Annotated in this window: 15 protein-coding genes; 5 read left to right on the top strand and 10 right to left on the bottom strand. The window is 74.6% G+C overall.

Annotated features, from left to right (window positions below; all coding sequences use genetic code 11):
* Positions 1–3 precede the first annotated feature (3 nt).
* The gene (locus tag ABZY44_RS21710) at positions 4–1095 is read left to right on the top strand and encodes an exo-alpha-sialidase (protein WP_356656211.1); all 1092 of its coding nucleotides are present in this window, start codon (positions 4–6) and stop codon (positions 1093–1095) included.
* Between the two features lie 83 nt (positions 1096–1178).
* On the opposite strand, the gene ABZY44_RS21705 is transcribed toward ABZY44_RS21710, so the two are convergent.
* Positions 1179–2822, bottom strand: coding sequence for a von Willebrand factor type A domain-containing protein (locus tag ABZY44_RS21705; protein ID WP_356656209.1), 1644 nt, complete (start codon positions 2820–2822; stop codon positions 1179–1181).
* Between the two features lie 189 nt (positions 2823–3011).
* Between ABZY44_RS21705 and ABZY44_RS21700 the strand changes: the two genes are divergently transcribed.
* A complete protein-coding gene (locus ABZY44_RS21700; RefSeq protein ID WP_356656207.1) occupies positions 3012–3707 on the top strand; it encodes a uracil-DNA glycosylase in 696 nt (231 codons plus the stop codon).
* On the opposite strand, the gene ABZY44_RS21695 is transcribed toward ABZY44_RS21700, so the two are convergent.
* Positions 3689–4510, bottom strand: coding sequence for a helix-turn-helix transcriptional regulator (locus tag ABZY44_RS21695; protein ID WP_356656307.1), 822 nt, complete (start codon positions 4508–4510; stop codon positions 3689–3691). The two genes, ABZY44_RS21700 and ABZY44_RS21695, sit on opposite strands and share 19 nt — an antisense overlap.
* 140 nt (positions 4511–4650) lie before the next feature.
* On the opposite strand from ABZY44_RS21695, the gene ABZY44_RS21690 reads away from it, so the two are divergent.
* Complete coding sequence (locus ABZY44_RS21690; protein WP_356656205.1) at positions 4651–6066, top strand: MFS transporter; 1416 nt, start codon at positions 4651–4653, stop codon at positions 6064–6066.
* Between the two features lie 164 nt (positions 6067–6230).
* Complete coding sequence (locus ABZY44_RS21685; protein WP_356656203.1) at positions 6231–7145, top strand: hypothetical protein; 915 nt, start codon at positions 6231–6233, stop codon at positions 7143–7145.
* Between the two features lie 117 nt (positions 7146–7262).
* On the opposite strand, the gene ABZY44_RS21680 is transcribed toward ABZY44_RS21685, so the two are convergent.
* The 6 genes from ABZY44_RS21680 to ABZY44_RS21655 form a co-directional block, all read right to left on the bottom strand.
* Entirely contained in the window at positions 7263–8351 is a 1089-nt protein-coding gene (locus ABZY44_RS21680; RefSeq protein ID WP_356656201.1) for a lactonase family protein, read from the bottom strand.
* 53 nt (positions 8352–8404) lie between these two features.
* Complete coding sequence (locus ABZY44_RS21675) at positions 8405–9553, bottom strand: nitric oxide synthase oxygenase (RefSeq protein ID WP_356656199.1); 1149 nt, start codon at positions 9551–9553, stop codon at positions 8405–8407.
* Between the two features lie 228 nt (positions 9554–9781).
* The gene (locus ABZY44_RS21670) at positions 9782–11275 is read right to left on the bottom strand and encodes an FUSC family protein (protein WP_356656305.1); all 1494 of its coding nucleotides are present in this window, start codon (positions 11273–11275) and stop codon (positions 9782–9784) included.
* 299 nt (positions 11276–11574) lie between these two features.
* Entirely contained in the window at positions 11575–12003 is a 429-nt protein-coding gene (locus ABZY44_RS21665; RefSeq protein WP_356656197.1) for a universal stress protein, read from the bottom strand.
* A 140-nt stretch (positions 12004–12143) separates the two neighbouring features.
* Positions 12144–13643: an APC family permease gene (locus ABZY44_RS21660; RefSeq protein WP_356656195.1), complete on the bottom strand. Its 1500-nt coding sequence runs from the start codon at positions 13641–13643 to the stop codon at positions 12144–12146.
* Between the two features lie 197 nt (positions 13644–13840).
* Positions 13841–14434, bottom strand: a complete 594-nt coding sequence (locus ABZY44_RS21655) for a histidine phosphatase family protein (RefSeq protein ID WP_356656193.1) — start codon at positions 14432–14434, stop codon at positions 13841–13843.
* Between the two features lie 218 nt (positions 14435–14652).
* On the opposite strand from ABZY44_RS21655, the gene ABZY44_RS21650 reads away from it, so the two are divergent.
* Positions 14653–15240 (top strand): sigma-70 family RNA polymerase sigma factor, encoded by a 588-nt coding sequence (locus ABZY44_RS21650; RefSeq protein WP_356656191.1) that lies wholly within the window; start codon positions 14653–14655, stop codon positions 15238–15240.
* On the opposite strand, the gene ABZY44_RS21645 is transcribed toward ABZY44_RS21650, so the two are convergent.
* Positions 15140–16180 (bottom strand): MerR family transcriptional regulator, encoded by a 1041-nt coding sequence (locus tag ABZY44_RS21645; RefSeq protein ID WP_356656189.1) that lies wholly within the window; start codon positions 16178–16180, stop codon positions 15140–15142. The genes ABZY44_RS21650 and ABZY44_RS21645 overlap by 101 nt on opposite strands.
* Before the next feature lie 35 nt (positions 16181–16215).
* Positions 16216–17592, bottom strand: a complete 1377-nt coding sequence (locus tag ABZY44_RS21640) for a deoxyribodipyrimidine photo-lyase (RefSeq protein ID WP_356656187.1) — start codon at positions 17590–17592, stop codon at positions 16216–16218.
* Between the last annotated feature and the right edge of the window lie 215 nt (positions 17593–17807).

Here is a 17807-nt window from a genome sequence, read left to right as displayed (position 1 = left end):
GCCATGACCGACGTGCTACTGCTCGCGGGGACCCGCAAAGGACTGTTCATCGGCCGCCGGGACACCGCCGGTACGTGGGAGTTCGCCGGGCCCCATTTCAACGCCCAGGCGATCTCCGCGGTCGCCATCGACCGGCGCGGACCCACGCCCCGGCTCCTGGTCGGCGGGGACAGCTCGCACTGGGGTCCGTCCGTCTTCACCTCCGACGACCTGGGCGCGACCTGGCAGGAGCCGGCCGCGGCCGCCGTGAAGTTCCCCCAGGACACCGGAGCCTCCCTGGAACGGGTCTGGCAGCTGCACCCGGCCGGCCCCGAGGCCCCCGGCGTGGTCTACGCGGGCACCGAGCCGGCCGCGCTGTTCCGGTCGGCCGACCGCGGCGAGTCCTTCGAACTGGTCCGCCCGCTGTGGGAGCACCCGACCCGGGACAAGTGGGTCCCGGGCGGCGGCGGCGAGGGCCTGCACACGGTGATCACCGACCCGCGCGACCCGGACCTGGTCACGGTGGCGGTCTCCACGGCCGGGGTGTTCCGGACCAGGGACGGCGGCGCCAGCTGGACCCCGTCCAACAGCGGGGTGTCGGCCGTGTTCCTGCCGGACCCGCATCCCGAATTCGGCCAGTGCGTGCACAAGATCGCCCAGGATCCGGCGAACACGGACCGGCTGTACCTGCAGAACCACTGGGGCGTCTACCGCAGCGACGACGCCGGCGCCCGCTGGACCGACATCGGCGCCGGGCTGCCCTCGGACTTCGGCTTCGCGGTGGCCGCCCATCCCCACCGGCCGGACACCGCCTACGTCTTCCCGCTCAACGCGGACTCCGACCGGGTACCGGCGGAACACCGCTGCCGCGTCTTCCGGACCAGGGACGCGGGCGAGACCTGGGAGCCGCTGTCGCAGGGCCTGCCGACCGGGGACCACTACGGGACGGTACTGCGGGACGCGCTCTGCACCGACGACGCGGACCCGGCCGGAATCTACTTCGGGAACCGCAACGGCGAGCTGTACGCCGGCCACGACGACGGGGACAGCTGGCAGTTGCTGGCCGAACACCTCCCCGACGTCCTGTGCGTACGGGCCGCCGTCCTGGACGGCTAGTGCCGTGACCGGGAGGTACCGCCGGTCACAGCACGCGGACGCCGGCCGCCCCGGACCGGGCCGGCGTCCGGGGCGGCCCGGCGTCAGCCGGTGAGGCGGCCGGCCTGGCGCACCGCCTGCGCCAGCCGGCGCACGGCGGGGTCCTCCGTACGTCCCGCCAGCCGGTCCGCGTGCGCGGCGAGGCCGCCGAGCGGCACCGCACCCGGCACCCGTTCCCAGCCCCCGTCCCGTTCGCGCAGCGCGGAGGCGAAGTAGGCCGCCACCGCGGTGACCTGGAGGCGCGGGGGCGCCTGGGTCCACACGTCGCCCCACAGCGCCGCCGCCTCCATCCGGCCGGACTCCTCGTGCGGCGCCCGGGTGCCCGGGTCCAGCCAGCGCACCGTCGCCGTCGCCAGATGCCCGGTGGCACCGGGGCGCAGCCGTACCGCGTACAGGGCGGTCACGGTGTGGCCCGACCCGACCTCACCGCCGTCCACGGTGTCGTCCCGGAACGCGTCGTCGGCGACACGGCGGTCGTCGTAGCCGATCAGCCGGAACCGCTCGACGTTCCGGGGCTCGAAGGAGACCTGCGCCTTGGCGTCCCGGGCCCTCAGCCGCACCTGCGCCGGGAGGTCGTCGCAGAACACCTTGCGGGCACCCTCCGCGTCGGAGACGTACGCGGTGTGCCCGTCGCCCCGGTCGGCGAGCTGTTCCATGAAGGCGTCGTTGTACTCGCTGCCCACCCCCACGCCGAACAGGGTGATCCCGTGCTCCGTCCTGGCTTCGGAGATCCGCTTCAGGACGGCGTCGGCAGAGGTGGCGCCGGTGTTGGCGAGGGCGTCGGAGAGCAGGACCACGCGGTTGGTCGCGTCCGGGCGGAGCGCCTTGACCGCGACGTCGTACCCGCGGGTGACGCCCGCCTCCACGTTGGTGGAATCAGCGGTGCGCAGGGCGTCGACGACCTCGTGGATCTGCTCGCGGTGGCCTTCGAGGCGAGTCATCGGCAGCCGGGTCCGGGCCGTGCCGCTGAAGGTGACGACGGCGACCGAGTCGTCCCCGCGCAGCTGGTCGGTCATCAGGTTCAGGGAGGTGCGGACGAGGTCGAGGCGGCCGGGCTCGGCCATGGACCCGGAGACGTCCACCACGAAGGTGAGCGCCGCGGGCGGCCGCCGGCCCTCTCCCCCCACTCCCCCCTCGGCGCCCGCCGCGCCGTCCGAGGAGCGGGTGGCGAGTCCGACCCGGACCAGCGCCCAGTCCGCGTCGGTGGTGCGGGCTCCGTCGACGGTGACCGAGAAGCCGTCCCCGCCGGGCTCCCGGTAGTCCTGCCGGAAGCTGTTGACGAACTCCTCGGGGCGCACGGTGGCGGGGTCGGGCAGGTGGCCGTCGGCGAGGGTGCGCTGGGCGTACCCGTAGCTGGCGGTGTCCACGTCGAGCGCGAAGGTCGAGAGGTAGTCGGGGGGCGGCGGGGAGGCAGCCCGCCCGTCGCTCTCCCCCTCCGCACCGGCCCCCTCCGCACCGGCCCCCGCGGTGAAGGAGGCGGCGGGCCGGGGCCAGGACCCGGCACCCGTCGCCCTCCGGTCGGCGGCCTTCTCGCCGCCGCCACCCCCGCCCCCGCTCCCGCAGCCGGTCAGCAGCACGCCGCCGGCGGCGAGTGCGGCGATCAGCCGGCCGTACGTCCTCCTGCGCGCCGGGCGGCCACCGCGCAGGGTCCGGGTCCCGCGCACGGCGCGGCCCTCTTGGAACTTCATGCGTCTCCCTCGAAGCGTCGTCGGTGGTGAATGTGACGTCCGGGAGGGGAAGTTGGAGCATGCGAACGTGTTGCGAACGCGTATCGAAGCGACAACGGCGGACCGCGCTCCTCCTGCCCGTGCCGCGCGGCCGGGCCGACTTGTGGGAGGCGGGCGTGGACGGCCGACTGGGCCAGTAGAGTGATCGTCGTGGCAGCACGACCGTTGAACGAGATCGTCGAGCCGGGCTGGGCCCGCGCTCTGGAGCCGGTTGCGGCGCAGATCGCCGCGATGGGCGATTTCCTGCGCGCCGAGATCGCGTCGGGGAGAACGTACGTCCCGGCGGGGGTGAACGTCCTGCGCGCCTTCCAGCAGCCCTTCGACGAGGTGAAGGTGCTGATCGTCGGGCAGGACCCGTACCCCACGCCGGGGCACGCGATGGGCCTGTCCTTCTCGGTGGCGCCCGAGGTCAGCCCCTGGCCGCCGAGCCTCGACAACGTCTTCCGTGAACTGCACGCCGATCTCGGTACGGGGCGCCCGGCCAACGGGGACCTGACCCCGTGGACCCGACAGGGCGTCCTGCTGCTCAACCGCTCGCTCACCACCGCCCCGCGCAAGCCCAACGCCCATCGCGGCAAGGGCTGGGAGGCCGTCACCGAGCAGGCCATCCGCGCGCTCGCGGCGCGCGGGAAGCCGCTGGTGTCGGTGCTGTGGGGACGTGAGGCCCGCAATCTGCGGCCCCTGCTCGGCGAGTTGCCGGCGGTGGAGTCGGTGCACCCCTCCCCCATGTCCGCCGACAACGGGTTCTTCGGCTCCCGGCCGTTCAGCAGGACGAACGACCTGCTGGTCCGCCAGGGAGCACAGCCGGTGGACTGGCGGCTGCCCTCTCAGCCCGCGACCGGGTAGAGGGAGCCCCGCCGCCCTTCCGGCGACGTCAGCCAGGCCAGCTTCTCCGCCGTGCCCGTGTCCGGCAGCGGATTGTGCATCACGATCAGCAGATCGGGGCGCGCGGGAACGCGCAGCTGCGTCGCCTCCATGAACAGCGTGCCCACGAGCGGGTGCTCGATCTCCTTCTTGATCTGACCGGCGGGCCGCACGTCTCGCCGGTCCCACAGCTCGGCGAACTCCGGGCTGCGTTCCCGGGCCTCCTCCACCACGGCCTGGAACCCCTCGTCCTCGGGCCGTTCGGAGCACTGCGCCCGGTACTGGGCGACCAGATCGGCGGCGATCTCCTCCCAGCGCGTGGAACGGCCCCGGTAGACGGGGTCGGTGAAGAAGGCGATCAGACAGTTCTGCACGATCTCCGGGCGCATGCCGAGCACCACCGCGGACGCGTCGTTGTACACCACCGTGTTCCAGTAGGCGTCCATGATGTGCGCGGGGAACGGCATCCAGCCGTCGATCAGCCGCGTCAGGCCCTGGCACATGTCGCGGTCCCCGGGCGCGACGTCGAGGGCGGGCGGGTTGAGCCCCGCCAGTACGTACAGGTGCCGGCGTTCGGCGCTGCTCAGTCTCAGCACCCTGCCCACCGCGTCGAGGACCTGCGGCGACACCGTGATGTCGCGGCCCTGCTCGAGCCATTGGTACCAGGAGGCCCCGACCCCGGCGAGCACGGCGACCTCTTCCCGGCGCAGGCCCGGGGTGCGGCGGCGCGCCCCGCCGTCCGGCAGCCCGGCCTCCGCCGGAGTCACCCGGGCCCGCCTGCTCATCAGGAACTCCCGCAGTTCGGAACGGCGGTGCCGGTCGATCGCTGTGGCCACGGACTCCCCCTGTCGGCTGCCTGGTGGTGCCACCAACAGGATAAGTTCCCACTCCCCACGGTCGTTCCCGGGCACCGAGGGTGAGGATCATGACGATCGACACACAGACCGCGGTCACCGGATCCCGTCCGGCGGCCACCGGGGACGACCGGCTCACCGGCCGGGCCAAGCTGGTCCTCTTCGTGCTCTGCGCCGCCCAGTTCATGGTGGCGCTCGACTTCTCCGTACTGAACGTGGCCCTGCCGGTACTCGGCGAGGACCTGGGCCTGAGCCGGTCCGCACTCCAGTGGGCGGTCACCGCCTTCGCGCTGCCCTCGGGCGGCTTCCTGCTCCTCTTCGGCCGTGTCGCCGACCTGTACGGGCGCAAGAGGATGTTCCTGACCGGGCTCGCGCTCTTCGGCTCCGCCTCGCTGCTGGCCACCCTCGCCTGGGACCCCGCGTCCTTCCTGGCGGGGCGCGCCCTGCAAGGCCTCGGCGCGGCGGTCATCGTGCCGACCGGCATGTCCCTGCTGACGACGACGTTCCCCGAAGGTCCGCTGCGCGACAAGGCGCTCGGCATCTCCGGGACCCTGCTGTCCCTCGGCTTCACCGTCGGCATGCTCCTCGGCGGTGTCCTGACCGACACCCTGGGCTGGCGTTCCACGATGGGGCTCCTCGCGCTCGCCGCGGCGGTCGTGCTCGTCCTGGCCCCCGGGCTGCTGCCCGAGTCGCGCACCCCCGAGCGGCCGCGCCTGGACGTACCGGGCGCCGTCACCGTCACCGGAGGCCTCCTCGCGCTGATCTACTCGCTGTCCACGGCGGCCCAGCGCGGCTTCGGCGGCGCGGACGTGCGGATCACGCTCGCCGCGGGTCTGGCCCTGCTCGTCGCGTTCGTGGTGGCGGAGTCGAAGTCCCCGGCGCCCCTGGTGTCCCTGCCGATGCTCCGGCGGCGCACGGTGGCCTGGGGCAACATCGGCGGACTGGTGACCTTCTCGACGATGTCGACGGTCGTCTTCGTACTGACCCTCTACCTCCAGGAGACGCTGCACCTGTCGTCCTTCCGGACCGGCCTGGTCTTCGGCGTCCAGGGTGCCGCGTCGGTCCTCGCCGGCTCGTACGCCCCCAGGGTGATCGGCCGGTTCGGTGCCCGCCGCACCCTGGTCGGATCGCTCTTCGGCCAGGGCGCGTTGACCGGCGCGCTGCTCGCCGTGGGCTCCGGGTCGGGCGCGCTGGTCGCTACCGTCGCCGTATCACTGGCCAGCATGTTCCACCTCGGTGCGATCATCTCGTACGGGCTGACCGTGACGAGCGGCGTGCCCGACGAGGAGCAGGGCCTGGCGACGGGCCTGGTGACCACCACCCAGCAGGTCGGCCTCACCATCGGGATCCCGCTGCTCGGGGTCCTGGCCACCACGGGGGCCTCGCTCTTCGACGGGGTGCGCACGGTGCTGGCGATCGACGCGCTGATCGTGGTCTCGGCCGCGGTCCTGGTCGGTCTCGGCCTGAGGGGCCGCTCCAGGGGCTGAGGACGGCGGCCGGCGGCCGGCGGCGGGCCGGTAGCGTGCGACCGGGCAGGCCCGACCGATCAGTTGAAACGTGTATGACATTCCGTGGATAAATACGGACAGATGCCGCCCGTTAAGGCCCTGCCCGAACACCCGGATCCGATAAGCCAGTAGCATGCGGCGCCATGAGCTCCCCCACTGGGCCCGCAAATGGCCTGCCCGTACGAATGCCGCGACCCCGCCAGACCGGACGGCACCGCCGGCCCGAGCCCGCGGTGGCGCCCGAGGGCGCACCCGCGCTGGTGCTCGCCGTGCCCGGTGCCCCTTCGGCCGCCTCGCGGGGGCTCGCGGAAGAGATCCTCAGCATCGGCCGCTCCGAGCTGCCCGGCCTGGACGCGCGCGTCGGATTCCTCGACGGCGACGACGCCACCGAGTTCCCGTCCCTGTCGGGCGTGCTGACCGCTGTCGCGCGGGACCGCGCCGCGCGCGCGGAGTTCGCCCGCGCCGCCGGGCACGAGACGCCCGCGCCGACCGGCCCCGACGCCGTGGTCGTGCCCCTGCTGGCCGGCCCCGACGGGGACCTGCTGCGCCGCGTGCGCCAGGCCCTGATGGACTCCTCGGCCGCCGCCGAGCTGGCCGACGCGCTCGGCCCGCACCCGCTGCTCGCCGAGGGGCTGCACGTCCGGCTGTCCGAGGCCGGGCTCGCCCGCGCCGACCGGGCCAGGCTCTTCAGCGTGACCACGGCCGCCGACGGCATCATCCTCGTCACCACCGGCGGCGAGGAGGCCGTGAAGGCCGCCGGGATCACCGGCATGCTGCTGGCCGCCCGCCTCGCGGTGCCGGTCATGGCCGCCGCGCTGGACGAGGAGGGATCGGTGGCCGCGACCGCCGACCAGCTCCGCCGCGAGGGCTCGGCCCAGCTGGCGCTGGCCCCGTACCTCATCGGCCCCGAGGCCGCCGAGGGGCTGCTCGACACCGCCTGCAAGGAGGCCGGGTGCAGCGCCGCCGAGGTGCTCGGGGCGTACCCCGCGCTCGGCAAGCTCGCCGTCGCGCAGTACTCCGCGGCCCTCGGCATCACCCTGGGCGCCGCCGCCCACTGACCGCTCCCGCTCATGTCGTACGGACGAGAGCCCGCGCCCCGATTTCCCGGGGTGCGGGCTCTCGTCCGTACGGGCGGGCGCGGATGCCGCTCCCGTGCCGGCGTCCCGGCGCGGGTGTCAGCCGAAGACCACGCAGGTGGCGGCGGGTACGGCCAGCGATCCGGCCCGGCGCGGCTGTCCGGTCAGCTGGTCGACGTCGAACCAGGTGACATCCCCTGAACGCTCGTTGGCCGCGTAGAGCCGGCGCCCCGACGGGTCGACGGCGAGGTCGCGCGGCCAGTTGCCCCCGCACGGCACGGCCCCGGTGAGCTGCGGCTTCTCGGCGCCGCCGGCGAGGGAGAAGGTGGCGATGGTGTCGGCACCGCGGACGGCCGCCCATACGAAACGGCCGTCGGGCGAGGCCACGATCGCCGAGGGGCAGGCCTCCGGAGCCCCTGGGCCACCCGTGGGGGCCACCGGAACCTCCGAGACCGGTTCCAGTGCGCCCGACCCCGCGTTCCAGCGGCAGACGGTCAGCTGCGGGTCCAGCTCGTGCAGTACGTAGACCACCTCGCCGGAGGGGTGGAAGGCGAGGTGCCGGGGGCCCGTCCCCGCTCGCAGCACGGTCTCGGCGTGGACGCGCAGGGCGCCGGTCGCCGGGTGGGACGCGCAGACCCGCACCGAGTCGGTCCCCAGGTCGACGCTGAGCACCCAGCGGCCGGTGGGGTCGGGCACCACCTGGTGGGCGTGCGGGCCCTTCTGCCGCCCCGCGTCGGGGCCGGAACCGTGGTGGGCGAGCACCTCGGGGGGCCCGGCGATCGAGCCGTCCTCGGCGAGCGGAAGGCTGCTGACGCTGCCGGAGGTGTAGTGCGCGGTCAGCAGCCGGCGCCCGGCCACGCTGAGGTGGGTCGGGCCTGCGCCGCCGACCCCGACGGCGGTCCCGAGGGGGGTCAGCCCGTCGGCGGTGCTCCGGAAGGCTCCCACCGCACCGCGGTCGGTCTCGCTCACGGCGTAGAGCACGCCGGTGCGCCGGTCGTGGGCCAGGTACGAGGGGTCCGCGACGGCATCGGTCACCGACAGCGGGGTCAGCGACCCGGTGGACGGATCCACGGCCGCGGTGGTGACACCGCGGCCGCCCCCCGAGGTGAACGAGCCGATCCAGGCCCGGTGCCCGCCGCCGCGGGCCGCACGGTCCGTACTGCCCACATCACTGTCCGCGTCGCCCACGGGAGTCCCTCTCCGCCGTTCCGGATCCGTACGGGAGGACGCTAACAGAAGGTCTAGACCAAGTCGCGCCCCTGGGCCCGCTCCTGTGCTCCCCGATGATGAACGTACGCCGTCGCGCTCGGCGTGTCCTCAAAAGTGCGATGAAAGACGGGAGTTGCCGAACCGGATATCGGCGGCACGATCCAGGACCAGTCCGCGCCCACGCCCCGCCCCCGGCGCTCCTCCTTCTCCACGTGGGTCAGGAAGCGCCGGGACTCGGTGTGGTGGTCGGCGATGGTGACCCCGGCCCGGTCGAAGGAGTGCAGCACCGCCCGGTTGAGTTCGACGAGCGCCCGGTCCTTCCAGAGGGAGCGGTCGCTGGCGGTGTCGAGACCAATCCGGCGGGCGACGGCCGGCAGCAGGTTGTAGCGGTCCGTGTCGGCGAGGTTGCGGGCGCCTATCTCGGTGCCCATGTACCAGCCGTTGAAAGGCGCGGCCGGGTAGTGGATGCCGCCGATCTCCAGGCACATGTTGGAGATGGCGGGTACGGCGTGCCAGCGCAGGCCCCAGTCCGTCCAGCCGTCGCCTCCCTCCGCCCCGTCCGGGTGCTCGATGGGCACTTCCAGGACGGCGTCCGGGGGGACGTCGAACCAGCGGGGTTTGTCGTCGACTCCCTGGACGACCAGCGGGAGCAGGTCGAAGGGGGTCCCGGAGCCCCGGGACCAGCCGAGGGCGAGCAGTGCGCTCGTGAGCTCGGCGTTGCGGGCGTCACCGACGGTGACGGAGGGATGGTCCCCGTAGCCGGCGTACCGGACCAGCTGCTCGCTCCAGATCAGCGGCCCCGGCCGGTCCGGGGCATCGGGCGCGAAGACCGTGATCGTGGGCCGGACCCTGCCGCGGTTGGTCGCCTCGCGGAGGTGCTCGAAGCACTCCCCGGCGATCTCCCCGGCCTCGGTGAGCCCGCGGCGGTCGCGCACGCGCAAGGAGTTCCAGTACAGCCTGCCTATGCAGCGGTTGCTGTTGCGCCAGGCCACCCGGGCGCCGTGCACCAGCTCTTCGGGCGTGTGCCGGTAGGTGCCCGTCCCGGCGAGCTCGGCCCGCACGGCGGCGAGCCGCGCGCGCGGGTCGCCCGCGTCCGGATTCTCCCTGTGGAACAGCCGGACGAACTCCTCGGCGGCTTCCCACACCTGGGCGGTATGGGAGCGCTGTCTCCGTATCTCCATCACGGGCAGTTGCCCCCCTGTCCGACCGGATCCACCCCGTGCGTGCCGGATGAATGCGCACTGCACCCTCACCCGTTGTACATGCCGCAGGTCAGCGCCGAACGTGGCGAGCGCCCGGAACACTCCTCCGTGTGCTCTTCACCCATCGGCCTGCGGACGGGCGGCGGCGGGGCTTACCATTCGCCGCGCTAACGCGGCGACGGGGCCGGCACCGCCGTGCGCCGCGGGTCAGGCGCTGATGACCAGCGGGGCCCGGGGGTGGGTGCGCAGCGGGACGTGCAGGGCGACCAGCGCGTGTTCCAGGCCGTGCAGGTGGGCCAGGGCGGGCTCGGCGGCGTGCGGGCGCGGGGCGGGCGGGACGCTGGGCTCCGGGGCGCCGCGCGGTCCGGTCAGCGTCGCCACGGCCGCCTCCACGCGCCAGCAGGCGGCGGCGAGACGGGCGTCGTGCGAAGCCTGCGGATCGGCCGCGACGGCCACCAGTCCGCGCACCTCGCGGGCGCAGTCGTCGAGCAGCCCGAGGACCTGGCGGGCGCGCGCCTTGCGGGCGCGGAGCGGGCTCAGCGGGTGGACGAGGGGCGCGAGGGCCATCCGTACCCGGCCCAGCAGCAGTTCGAGCTCGGCGGCGTGCGGGGCCGGATCGGCGTCGGGGTCCCCGGCGAGCCGCGCGAGGGAGGCCGCGGTGGAGGCCCGTACGCAGTGCAGGGCGCGCTGGATCCAGGCGTCGTTGGCGGCGTGCGTGGTGACGGGCAGGACGAGGACGACGGCGAGCGCGGCGCCCAGCGCGCCGATGGCGGTCTCCTCGAAGCGCAGGAGCAGCAGGCCGGGGTGGAGCACGCCGAGGAGCCCGTAGAGCAGTCCCGCCATGACGGTGACGAAGAACATCATCCAGGAGTACGACGGGGCGGCGGTGTAGAAGATGCCGAAGACGCAGACCGCGACCAGGGCGGCCGTGGGTGCGGGGGCCCCGTGCAGCGGCACCGCGACCAGCAGGCCGGCGGCGATGCCGACGACCGTGCCGAGGACCCGGCGGAAGCCCCGGACCAGGGTCTCGCCGCGGGAGGCCGTGTTGACGAAGATCCACCAGGCGGTGCCGACGGCCCAGTACCAGCGGTCCTCGGACAGCGCCTGGCCGATGCCGAGCGCGAAGGCGCACGCCGCGGTCGCCTGGAAGGCCTGCCGGGTCGTGGGCCGGGCCAGCCCCGTACCGGGCAGCCCGGGCGGCGCGGGGGCGGGCGGGGTGCGCCGTTCGATGGGCCAGAGCGCGAAGCGGACGGCTCCCGCGGCCACCAGCGCCAGGGCGACGGCCGCGAACAGCTCGGGCAGCTGGGCGGGCCGCGCGTGCAGGAACTGGGTGACGAAGAACATCATGAAGCCGAAGACCCCGAGCGCGTGTCCGCGCGGGCCGAACCGGCGGGCGTGGACCCCGGCGAAGACGACCGCGAGCAAGGCCGCGTCACGGGCGAGCGGAGCCCCGTGCAGGGTGGTGGCCAGCGCGAGCACCGGGAAACCGGCGACCGGCAGCAGGGCGGTGGTCACCCGCTGGGCGCGCACCGTCGGGTCGAGCACGGTGAAGAGCGCGAGCAGCGCCGCCAGGCCCCCGGTGATCGACGCGACCAGCGAGAACCCGCACAGTTCGGCCGACGCGACGGCGAACGCGATGCCGATGACGGCCCGCGTGGAGTTCCTGAGCCTTGCGCGCCCCGGGTCCGGAGCCACGAACATCCTCTTCACGGCGGTGTGCCGCCCCCCTTGCGATGAACACGCCGGGGCCGGCGTCCGCCCGGGGGTGGTGGGCGGCGTGCGGGCACGGCGGAGGCGCCGCGCTCCGGGACGGCGTCGTTGCCGTCCGGCACCGCGCGGCGCCCGTAAATACATGGATAGGACACAGATAAGCATCCGGAGGCCGGTTGGCTCAACTCGGGGTCGATGGGCTGGGCCATTGGCCCAGTTTCCGACGGCTGTTTTCGGCCGGTCGGGGCCAGCGGGCCATGGTGCGGCGGCAGGCGCGGGCCGGACACCCCTCACAGGTGGGGGATGCCTTCCGTCGGGACGCAGAGGACCGGGACCGGGGAGAGGTGCAGCAGCTTGTGCGGGGTGGAGCCCAGGAGGGCGCCCCGGATCGGGCTGTCGCCCCAGCTTCCGACGACGATCACTCGCGCCTGGTGCCGCCGGGCGGCGTCGAGGAGGGCCGGGGCCGGCTTCTCGTCCATCACCTCGACCGTGGAGGGCACCCCCGCCTCGTCCGCGGCCTCCACCGCGCGGGCGAGGGCGCTGCGGCCCGCCTCGCGGACGGCCTCCCGGTGCGCGCGGTACTCCTCGCCGGCGGCGCCGGGGGCGGCCGCGCCGTAGACGAGGACGAGCGGCTCGCCGAAGGCGGTGGCCACTTCCAGCGCGACGCGCAGGGCGCGCTCCGCGCCGGGCGATTCGTCGTATCCGAGGACGACGGACATCGGTACTCCTCTCGGGCGGGCACGGGCCGGAGACGGGCCGGGTACGAATCGGCCGGGCGGACGGAGGGGGGCGGACGGAGAGCGGGGCGGAGGACGGGTCCGAGGGCGGGACGGAGAGCGGGGCGGAGGACGGAGGCAGGTCAGGGCCTCTTGGTCCCGTGGACGAGGTCCGGGTCGACGACGCCGCGCCGCTCCAGCCAGAAGCGGCCGTCCCGGACGCGCCAGAAGCACATGATCAGCACTCCGACGACCGCGATGCCGATCCCGATGACCAGCGGTGGCCCGAGCCCGTACCAGGACACTCCGCTCGCCGAGTTCTCGGGGTCCGCCATGTCGGCGACGGACTGCACCAGCAGCCAGGCGAGCAGTCCGGCGCCGACCACCGGGCCGAGGCCGATCAGCAGGAAGTTGTGCGCGCTCTCCAGCAGGTGGCGGCGGTAGTACACGGCGCAGGCCAGGCCGGTCAGCGCGTAGTAGAAGGCGATGAGCAGCGACAGGGCGGTGAGCGAGTCCAGGAGGGCGTTCTCGCTGATCTGGTTGACGGAGAGGTACCAGACGATGGCGATGGCGGCCACCCACCAGGTACTCACGTCGGGGGTCCTGAACCGCGGATGGATGTGGGCGAGGCGCTGCGGCAGCGCGTGCCGGCGGGCCATCGACAGGGAGGTGCGGGAGGCGGGGATGATCGTGGTCTGGGTGGACGCGAGGGCGGACGTGCAGACGGCGAGCAGGACGACCCAGTCCCAGCCGCCCATGACCTCGTGGGCGAGGACGGCGAAGACGGCCTCCTCCTCGCCCGCGTTCTCGGCGAGGAACTGCGTCCCGGCGTAGGCGACGACCGCGAAGCCGACGGACAGGTACGTCACCAGGAGCACCACGGTGGACCAGATGCCCGCCTTGCCCGGCGCGGTGGCGGAGTCCTCGACCTCCTCGGTGAGGTTGACCGCCGATTCCCAGCCCCAGTAGATGAAGACGCCGAGCAGCAGACCTCCGGTCAGGGCGGCGCCGCCGGCGCCGAAGGGGTTGAGCCATTCCACCGAGGGCCTGATGGCGTCGAGGCTGCCGGTGCCGGCGTAGACGCGGTAGAGGGCGACCACCGCGAAGGCCAGCAGGAAGAAGACCTGGGCGAGGATCAGGATGTCCTGGAGCCGGGCGGACATCTCGGTGCCGACGACGCAGATTGCGGTCATGGCCAGGATCACGACGACGGCGAGGGTCTGGCGGATCACCTCGTTCGCCGCCCAGCCGTCGAGTCCCGCGGCGAGCAGACCGAAGTGGACGGCCACGTCGGCGAGGGAACCGATGACGAGCACGCCGGTCATCGTGATGGCCCAACCGCCGAGCCAGCCGGCCCAGGGGCCCATGGCACGCGTCACCCACGAGAAGGTGGTTCCGCAGTCCTGGTCGACCTTGTTGAGGTAGTAGAAGGCGGCGGCGATCAGCAGCATCGGCACGAAGGAGGCCAGCATGACCCCCGGCGCGTAGATCCCCGCGAGCGCGACGATCGGGCCGATGACCGCGGCCAGGGAGTAGGCGGGCGACGTCGAGTTCAGACCGATGACGAGCGCGTCGAGGAACCCGATCGCGTCGGCCTTGAGGCCGGGGTCCGCGTCGGGGCCCGCCGAGGGGTCGGTGCCCACGCCCGCGGTCGCTCCCGGTCCTGCCGCCGGTCCCCGTCCCGGTCCTGGTCCTGGCCCTGTGCCCGGGCCCGGTTCCCGCTCCGGGGGCTCCGGGAGGCCGCCGTCCGCGCCGTGATGAGCCATGCAGGCATCGTCACGCAGACCCGGTCGGCGCGCGAGGCGGGCGCGTCAGGGTGGGTGCGTCAGGGGTGGGTGGGTCAGGGGTGGGTGTTCCAGCCCGCGATCACGGGGAGGCCGTGCTCCGTGGAGAGCCGGCTGAAGGTGCCCGTGCGGAGCAGGAACAGGCGTCCGGCCTCGGGAGGCAGGCCGAGGTAGCGGGCGGTCAGCACGCGCAGCAGGTGGGCGTGGGCGACCAGGACCGCGTCGCCCCGGTCCTCGCGCAGTACGCCGGCCACCCGGGCGAGCACCCGGTCCGCGCGGGCGCCGACCTCGGCGGCGTTCTCGCCCGGGTGCTCGGCGTCGCCGGGCGGCACTCCGTCGGTCCACAAGGACCAGTCGGGGCGCTCGCGCAGGATCTCCGCGGTGGTGATGCCCTCGTAGCCGCCGTAGTCCCACTCGTACAGGTCGGCGTCGGTGACGCCGCCGGTCAGCCCGGCGAGCTCGGCCGTGGCGACGGCCCGGCGCAGCGGGCTGGTCACCACCAGGGCGGGGTGCCGGTCCCGGAAGTAGGGGGCGAGCGAGATGGCCTCCTCGACCCCGCGCGCGGTCAGCGGGACGTCGGTGCGCCCGGTGTGCCGCCCGGTCGCGCTCCAGTCCGTCTCGCCGTGCCTCACCAGCAGCAGGTCGCTCATCCTTCGGACCCTAGTCCCCGCGGCGGGTCCGCGCCGTACGAGCGGGCGGGCGGAGGACGGGCCGGACGGCGGGGAGAGGTCGTGCTCCGCGCAGGGGCGGCGCGACGTCGGGAGGGGACGGAGGGGGCCGAGGGGCGGAAGGAGGCGAGGGGGGGGGCGGAAACGATGCGCAAGCGATGCAAGTTGGTCCCGGCATCCGATCTCGCCAGGCTCGGGGCATGGACATCGAGTACGGCGAGCACGTCGCGGCGGGGTTCGCGGCGGGCGACGAGGACTGCGTGGCGGTGGTCTACCGGCGCTGGCGGCCGCTGGTGCACGCCCTCGCCCGCCGCTCGCTCGGCGACGAGCGGGAGGCCGAGGACGTGACCCAGCAGGTGTTCCTCGCTGCCTGGCACGGCCGGAGCGGCTACCGCCCCGGTCCGGGCGGCCTCGGGGCCTGGCTGACCGGCATCACGCGTCACAAGGTGGCCGACGCCCTCGCGGCCCGGACCCGGCGGGCACGGGCGGCCGAAGCCGCCGTGCGCCTCAGCGCCCAGGCCCGCCCGGATCCGGTGCCGGGCCCGGAGCGGGCCGTGGAACGGGTGGTGGTGCTGGAGGAGTTGGCACGGCTGCCCTCGGCGCAGCAGCGGGTACTGCGGCTGGCCTTCTACGCGGACCTGACCCAGTCGCAGATCGCGGACCGCACCGGACTGCCGCTCGGCACCGTCAAGAGCCACATGCGGCGGGCCCTGCGCCTCCTGAGGCAGTCGCTGGAGCCGGGCCTGCCGCAGCGCCTGCCGCAGGCCCTGCCACGACCGACTCGATGACCGACAGCCCCGAGCGGAGCCCGAACAGCCGCTCGGCGCGGGCGGGCAGGGCCGGGGAACCGGCACCCCAGCCGGGCCCGGCCAGCAGCAGCGCCGAATGTCCCCGGGCGCCGCGCGGACCCCACTCGATGCCCGCGACGGTCCGGGAGAGCGCCGCGTCCGCGGTCGTACGGGACTGCGCCCAGAGGACGACGGCCCGCGGACCCGTCCGCCGTACCGCCTCGCACAGGGCGGCGGCGGGCAGCGCCGCTCCGAACATCCGGACGGGGAGCGCCCGTTCCCCGAGGGCTGCGGCCAACGCCTCCATCGGCAGGCTGTGCTGCTCGCCGGGCGTGCAGGCCAGCAGCACCGGAGGGGTCCGGACCGGTTCCGGGGCGGGCCGGAACCGGTGCAGGGCCGAGGAGACGTACCAGGACAGCAGGTGTTCCACCTCGATGTAGCGCTCCCCCGCGGAGGCCCACTTGCGGCCCACCGCGTGCAGGGTCGGAGCGATCACCTCCTCCCACGCGGTGACCAGGCCCAGTTCCGCGAGCGCGCCGGCCAACAGCTCCTCCACGGCCGGCGCGTCCAGTCGTACGGCGGCCCGCGCGAGCCCCCTGCACTCCGGGCGGACGTCGCCGAGGCGCAGCGCCCGGGGCCCGCCCGGCGTCGCCGCCTCGGCCCGGGGCGCTACGGGGGCGAGGGCGCCCGGGGCCGGGCCCCGGGCCACCCGGGCCGCCTCGGACGGCGGGACGCCCTGGGTGGTGAGGCGGCACATCAGCTCCAGGCGGGCGATGTCCCCGGGGGTCCAGCGCCGGTGCCGGCCGTCTTCGCGGTGGGCCGGGCCGATGGCGTAGCGGCGCTCCCACGAACGCAGCGTGGTCGGCGACACCCCCAGGCGCCGGGCGACGGCGCCCGTACCGAGCGCGGCGGGCGGGGGCTGCGGCAGTTCTGGCTCCACCGTTCCACCGTACGGCGCGGCGGGCCTCCGGGGGCTCACCCGGCCCCGGCCCCGGCCTCGCGGCCCCGGCGGAAGCGGTCGAGTCCGTCGGCGAGTTCGACCACCGGGTCGGGGTAGTCGTAGGCGGCCCGCTCCGGTCCGCTCAGCCGCCACGGCTCGTGCACGCGCGGAGCGGCGAGTGAGGCGAGTTCGGGGACCCAGCGGTGCACGTAGGCGCCGTCGGGGTCGTAGCGCAGGCCCTGGCGGACCGGGTTGAGGACCCGGTTGGGGCGGGAGTCGGTGCCCGTGCCCGCCGCCCACTGCCAGTTGAGCTGGTTGTTGGCGAGGTCCCCGTCCACGAGGAGGTCCATGAAGTGGCGGGCGCCGACGCGCCAGTCGACGTACAGGGTCTTGGTGAGGAAGCTCGCGGTCAGCAGGCGCGCGCGATTGTGCATCCAGCCCTCGTGGGCGAGCTGGCGCATGGCCGCGTCGACCACCGGATAGCCGGTCCGGCCCTCCTTCCAGGCCTGGATCTCCTCCTCGGCGGCCCGCCCGGTCCGCCAGCCGTCCCCGCGGGGGCGGTAGTCCGCCCCGGCGGCCTCCGGGCGGGCGGCGAGCACCTGGTGGTGGAAATCGCGCCAGCACACCTGCCGTACGAAGGCCTCGGCGCCGGGCCCGCCGGCCGCGCGCGCCCGGTGGACGGTCTCGGCGGCCGAGAGCGTGCCGAAGTGCAGGTGCGGGGAGAGCCGGGACGTGGCGTCGCCGGCCAGGTCGTCGTGGACGTCCCCGTAGCGGGAGATCCCGGAAGCCAGCCAGCGGGCCAGCAGTCTGCGGCCCACGTGCTCGCCGCCGGGCGGGAGGCCCGGGGAGGTGCCGGTGACGGCGGCGCGCTCGGGCAGCGGCTCGGAGCGGACGGCGTCGGGGACCCGGACGCCGCCGCGCGGCGCGGGCGCGAGGGCCCTCAGGGGCTGGTCCGCCCAGCGGCGGTGGTAGGAGGTGAAGACGGCGAAGTGGTCGGACCCGGCGGGGAGGACGGCCCCGGGTGCCACGGCGGTGATCACGGCGTCGTGGACGTAGAGCCGCCGGCCCTCGGCTTCGAGGGCGGTGCGCAGCCGGTCCTCGCGGGCGTGGGCGTAGCCGCTGACTCCGCCGGCCATGTGCACCTCGTCGGCGTCGGCCTCCCGTACGAGGGCGAGGGTCTCGGTGACGGCGTCGCCGGAGCGGACGACGAGCCGGCCGCCGCGGGAGCGCAGCCCCGCGTCGAGGTCGGCGAGGCAGTCGGCGAGGAAGGCGAGCCGGTTGGGCGGCGCGGGAACCCCGGGGTCCCTGACGAAGAGCGGAACCACCTGCCCGGAGGAGGACAGCGCGGCGCGCAGCGGCGGATGGTCGTGCAGCCGCAGGTCGGAGGTGTAGAGGACCACCGCGACGTTCATGGGGCTCGCTCCGTGTGGGGAGGTGGGACGAGGTGTCGTCATGTACTTCGCGGCGGACCCGCCACCCGGATGCGGGGTCGCTGCCGCTCGTTCCCCGGGGCGTGTCCGGGGCCGCGCCGGGCCGGAACGGGAGGGGACCGGGAACGAGGGAGGCGCGCCCGCTCCGGTGGCCGGGTCACGGTAGGGCGGGGTCACAAGCGCACCACCTCACGCTT

Source organism: Streptomyces sp. NPDC006544, from assembly GCF_040611715.1.
Classification (GTDB): Bacteria; Actinomycetota; Actinomycetes; order Streptomycetales; family Streptomycetaceae; genus Streptomyces.
Note: the sequence above shows the minus strand (reverse complement) of the source record. Positions and strands in the feature narration are given on the sequence as shown.

Coding starts and splice junctions, on each gene's coding strand:
- ABZY44_RS21710 (WP_356656211.1), top strand. CDS start 4: ATGACCGACGTGCTACTGCTCGCGGGGACCCGCAAAGGACTGTTCATC.
- ABZY44_RS21705 (WP_356656209.1), bottom strand. CDS start 2,822: ATGAAGTTCCAAGAGGGCCGCGCCGTGCGCGGGACCCGGACCCTGCGC.
- ABZY44_RS21695 (WP_356656307.1), bottom strand. CDS start 4,510: ATGAGCAGGCGGGCCCGGGTGACTCCGGCGGAGGCCGGGCTGCCGGAC.
- ABZY44_RS21690 (WP_356656205.1), top strand. CDS start 4,651: ATGACGATCGACACACAGACCGCGGTCACCGGATCCCGTCCGGCGGCC.
- ABZY44_RS21685 (WP_356656203.1), top strand. CDS start 6,231: ATGAGCTCCCCCACTGGGCCCGCAAATGGCCTGCCCGTACGAATGCCG.
- ABZY44_RS21675 (WP_356656199.1), bottom strand. CDS start 9,553: ATGGAGATACGGAGACAGCGCTCCCATACCGCCCAGGTGTGGGAAGCC.
- ABZY44_RS21670 (WP_356656305.1), bottom strand. CDS start 11,275: ATGTTCGTGGCTCCGGACCCGGGGCGCGCAAGGCTCAGGAACTCCACG.
- ABZY44_RS21665 (WP_356656197.1), bottom strand. CDS start 12,003: ATGTCCGTCGTCCTCGGATACGACGAATCGCCCGGCGCGGAGCGCGCC.
- ABZY44_RS21655 (WP_356656193.1), bottom strand. CDS start 14,434: ATGAGCGACCTGCTGCTGGTGAGGCACGGCGAGACGGACTGGAGCGCG.
- ABZY44_RS21650 (WP_356656191.1), top strand. CDS start 14,653: ATGGACATCGAGTACGGCGAGCACGTCGCGGCGGGGTTCGCGGCGGGC.
- ABZY44_RS21640 (WP_356656187.1), bottom strand. CDS start 17,592: ATGAACGTCGCGGTGGTCCTCTACACCTCCGACCTGCGGCTGCACGAC.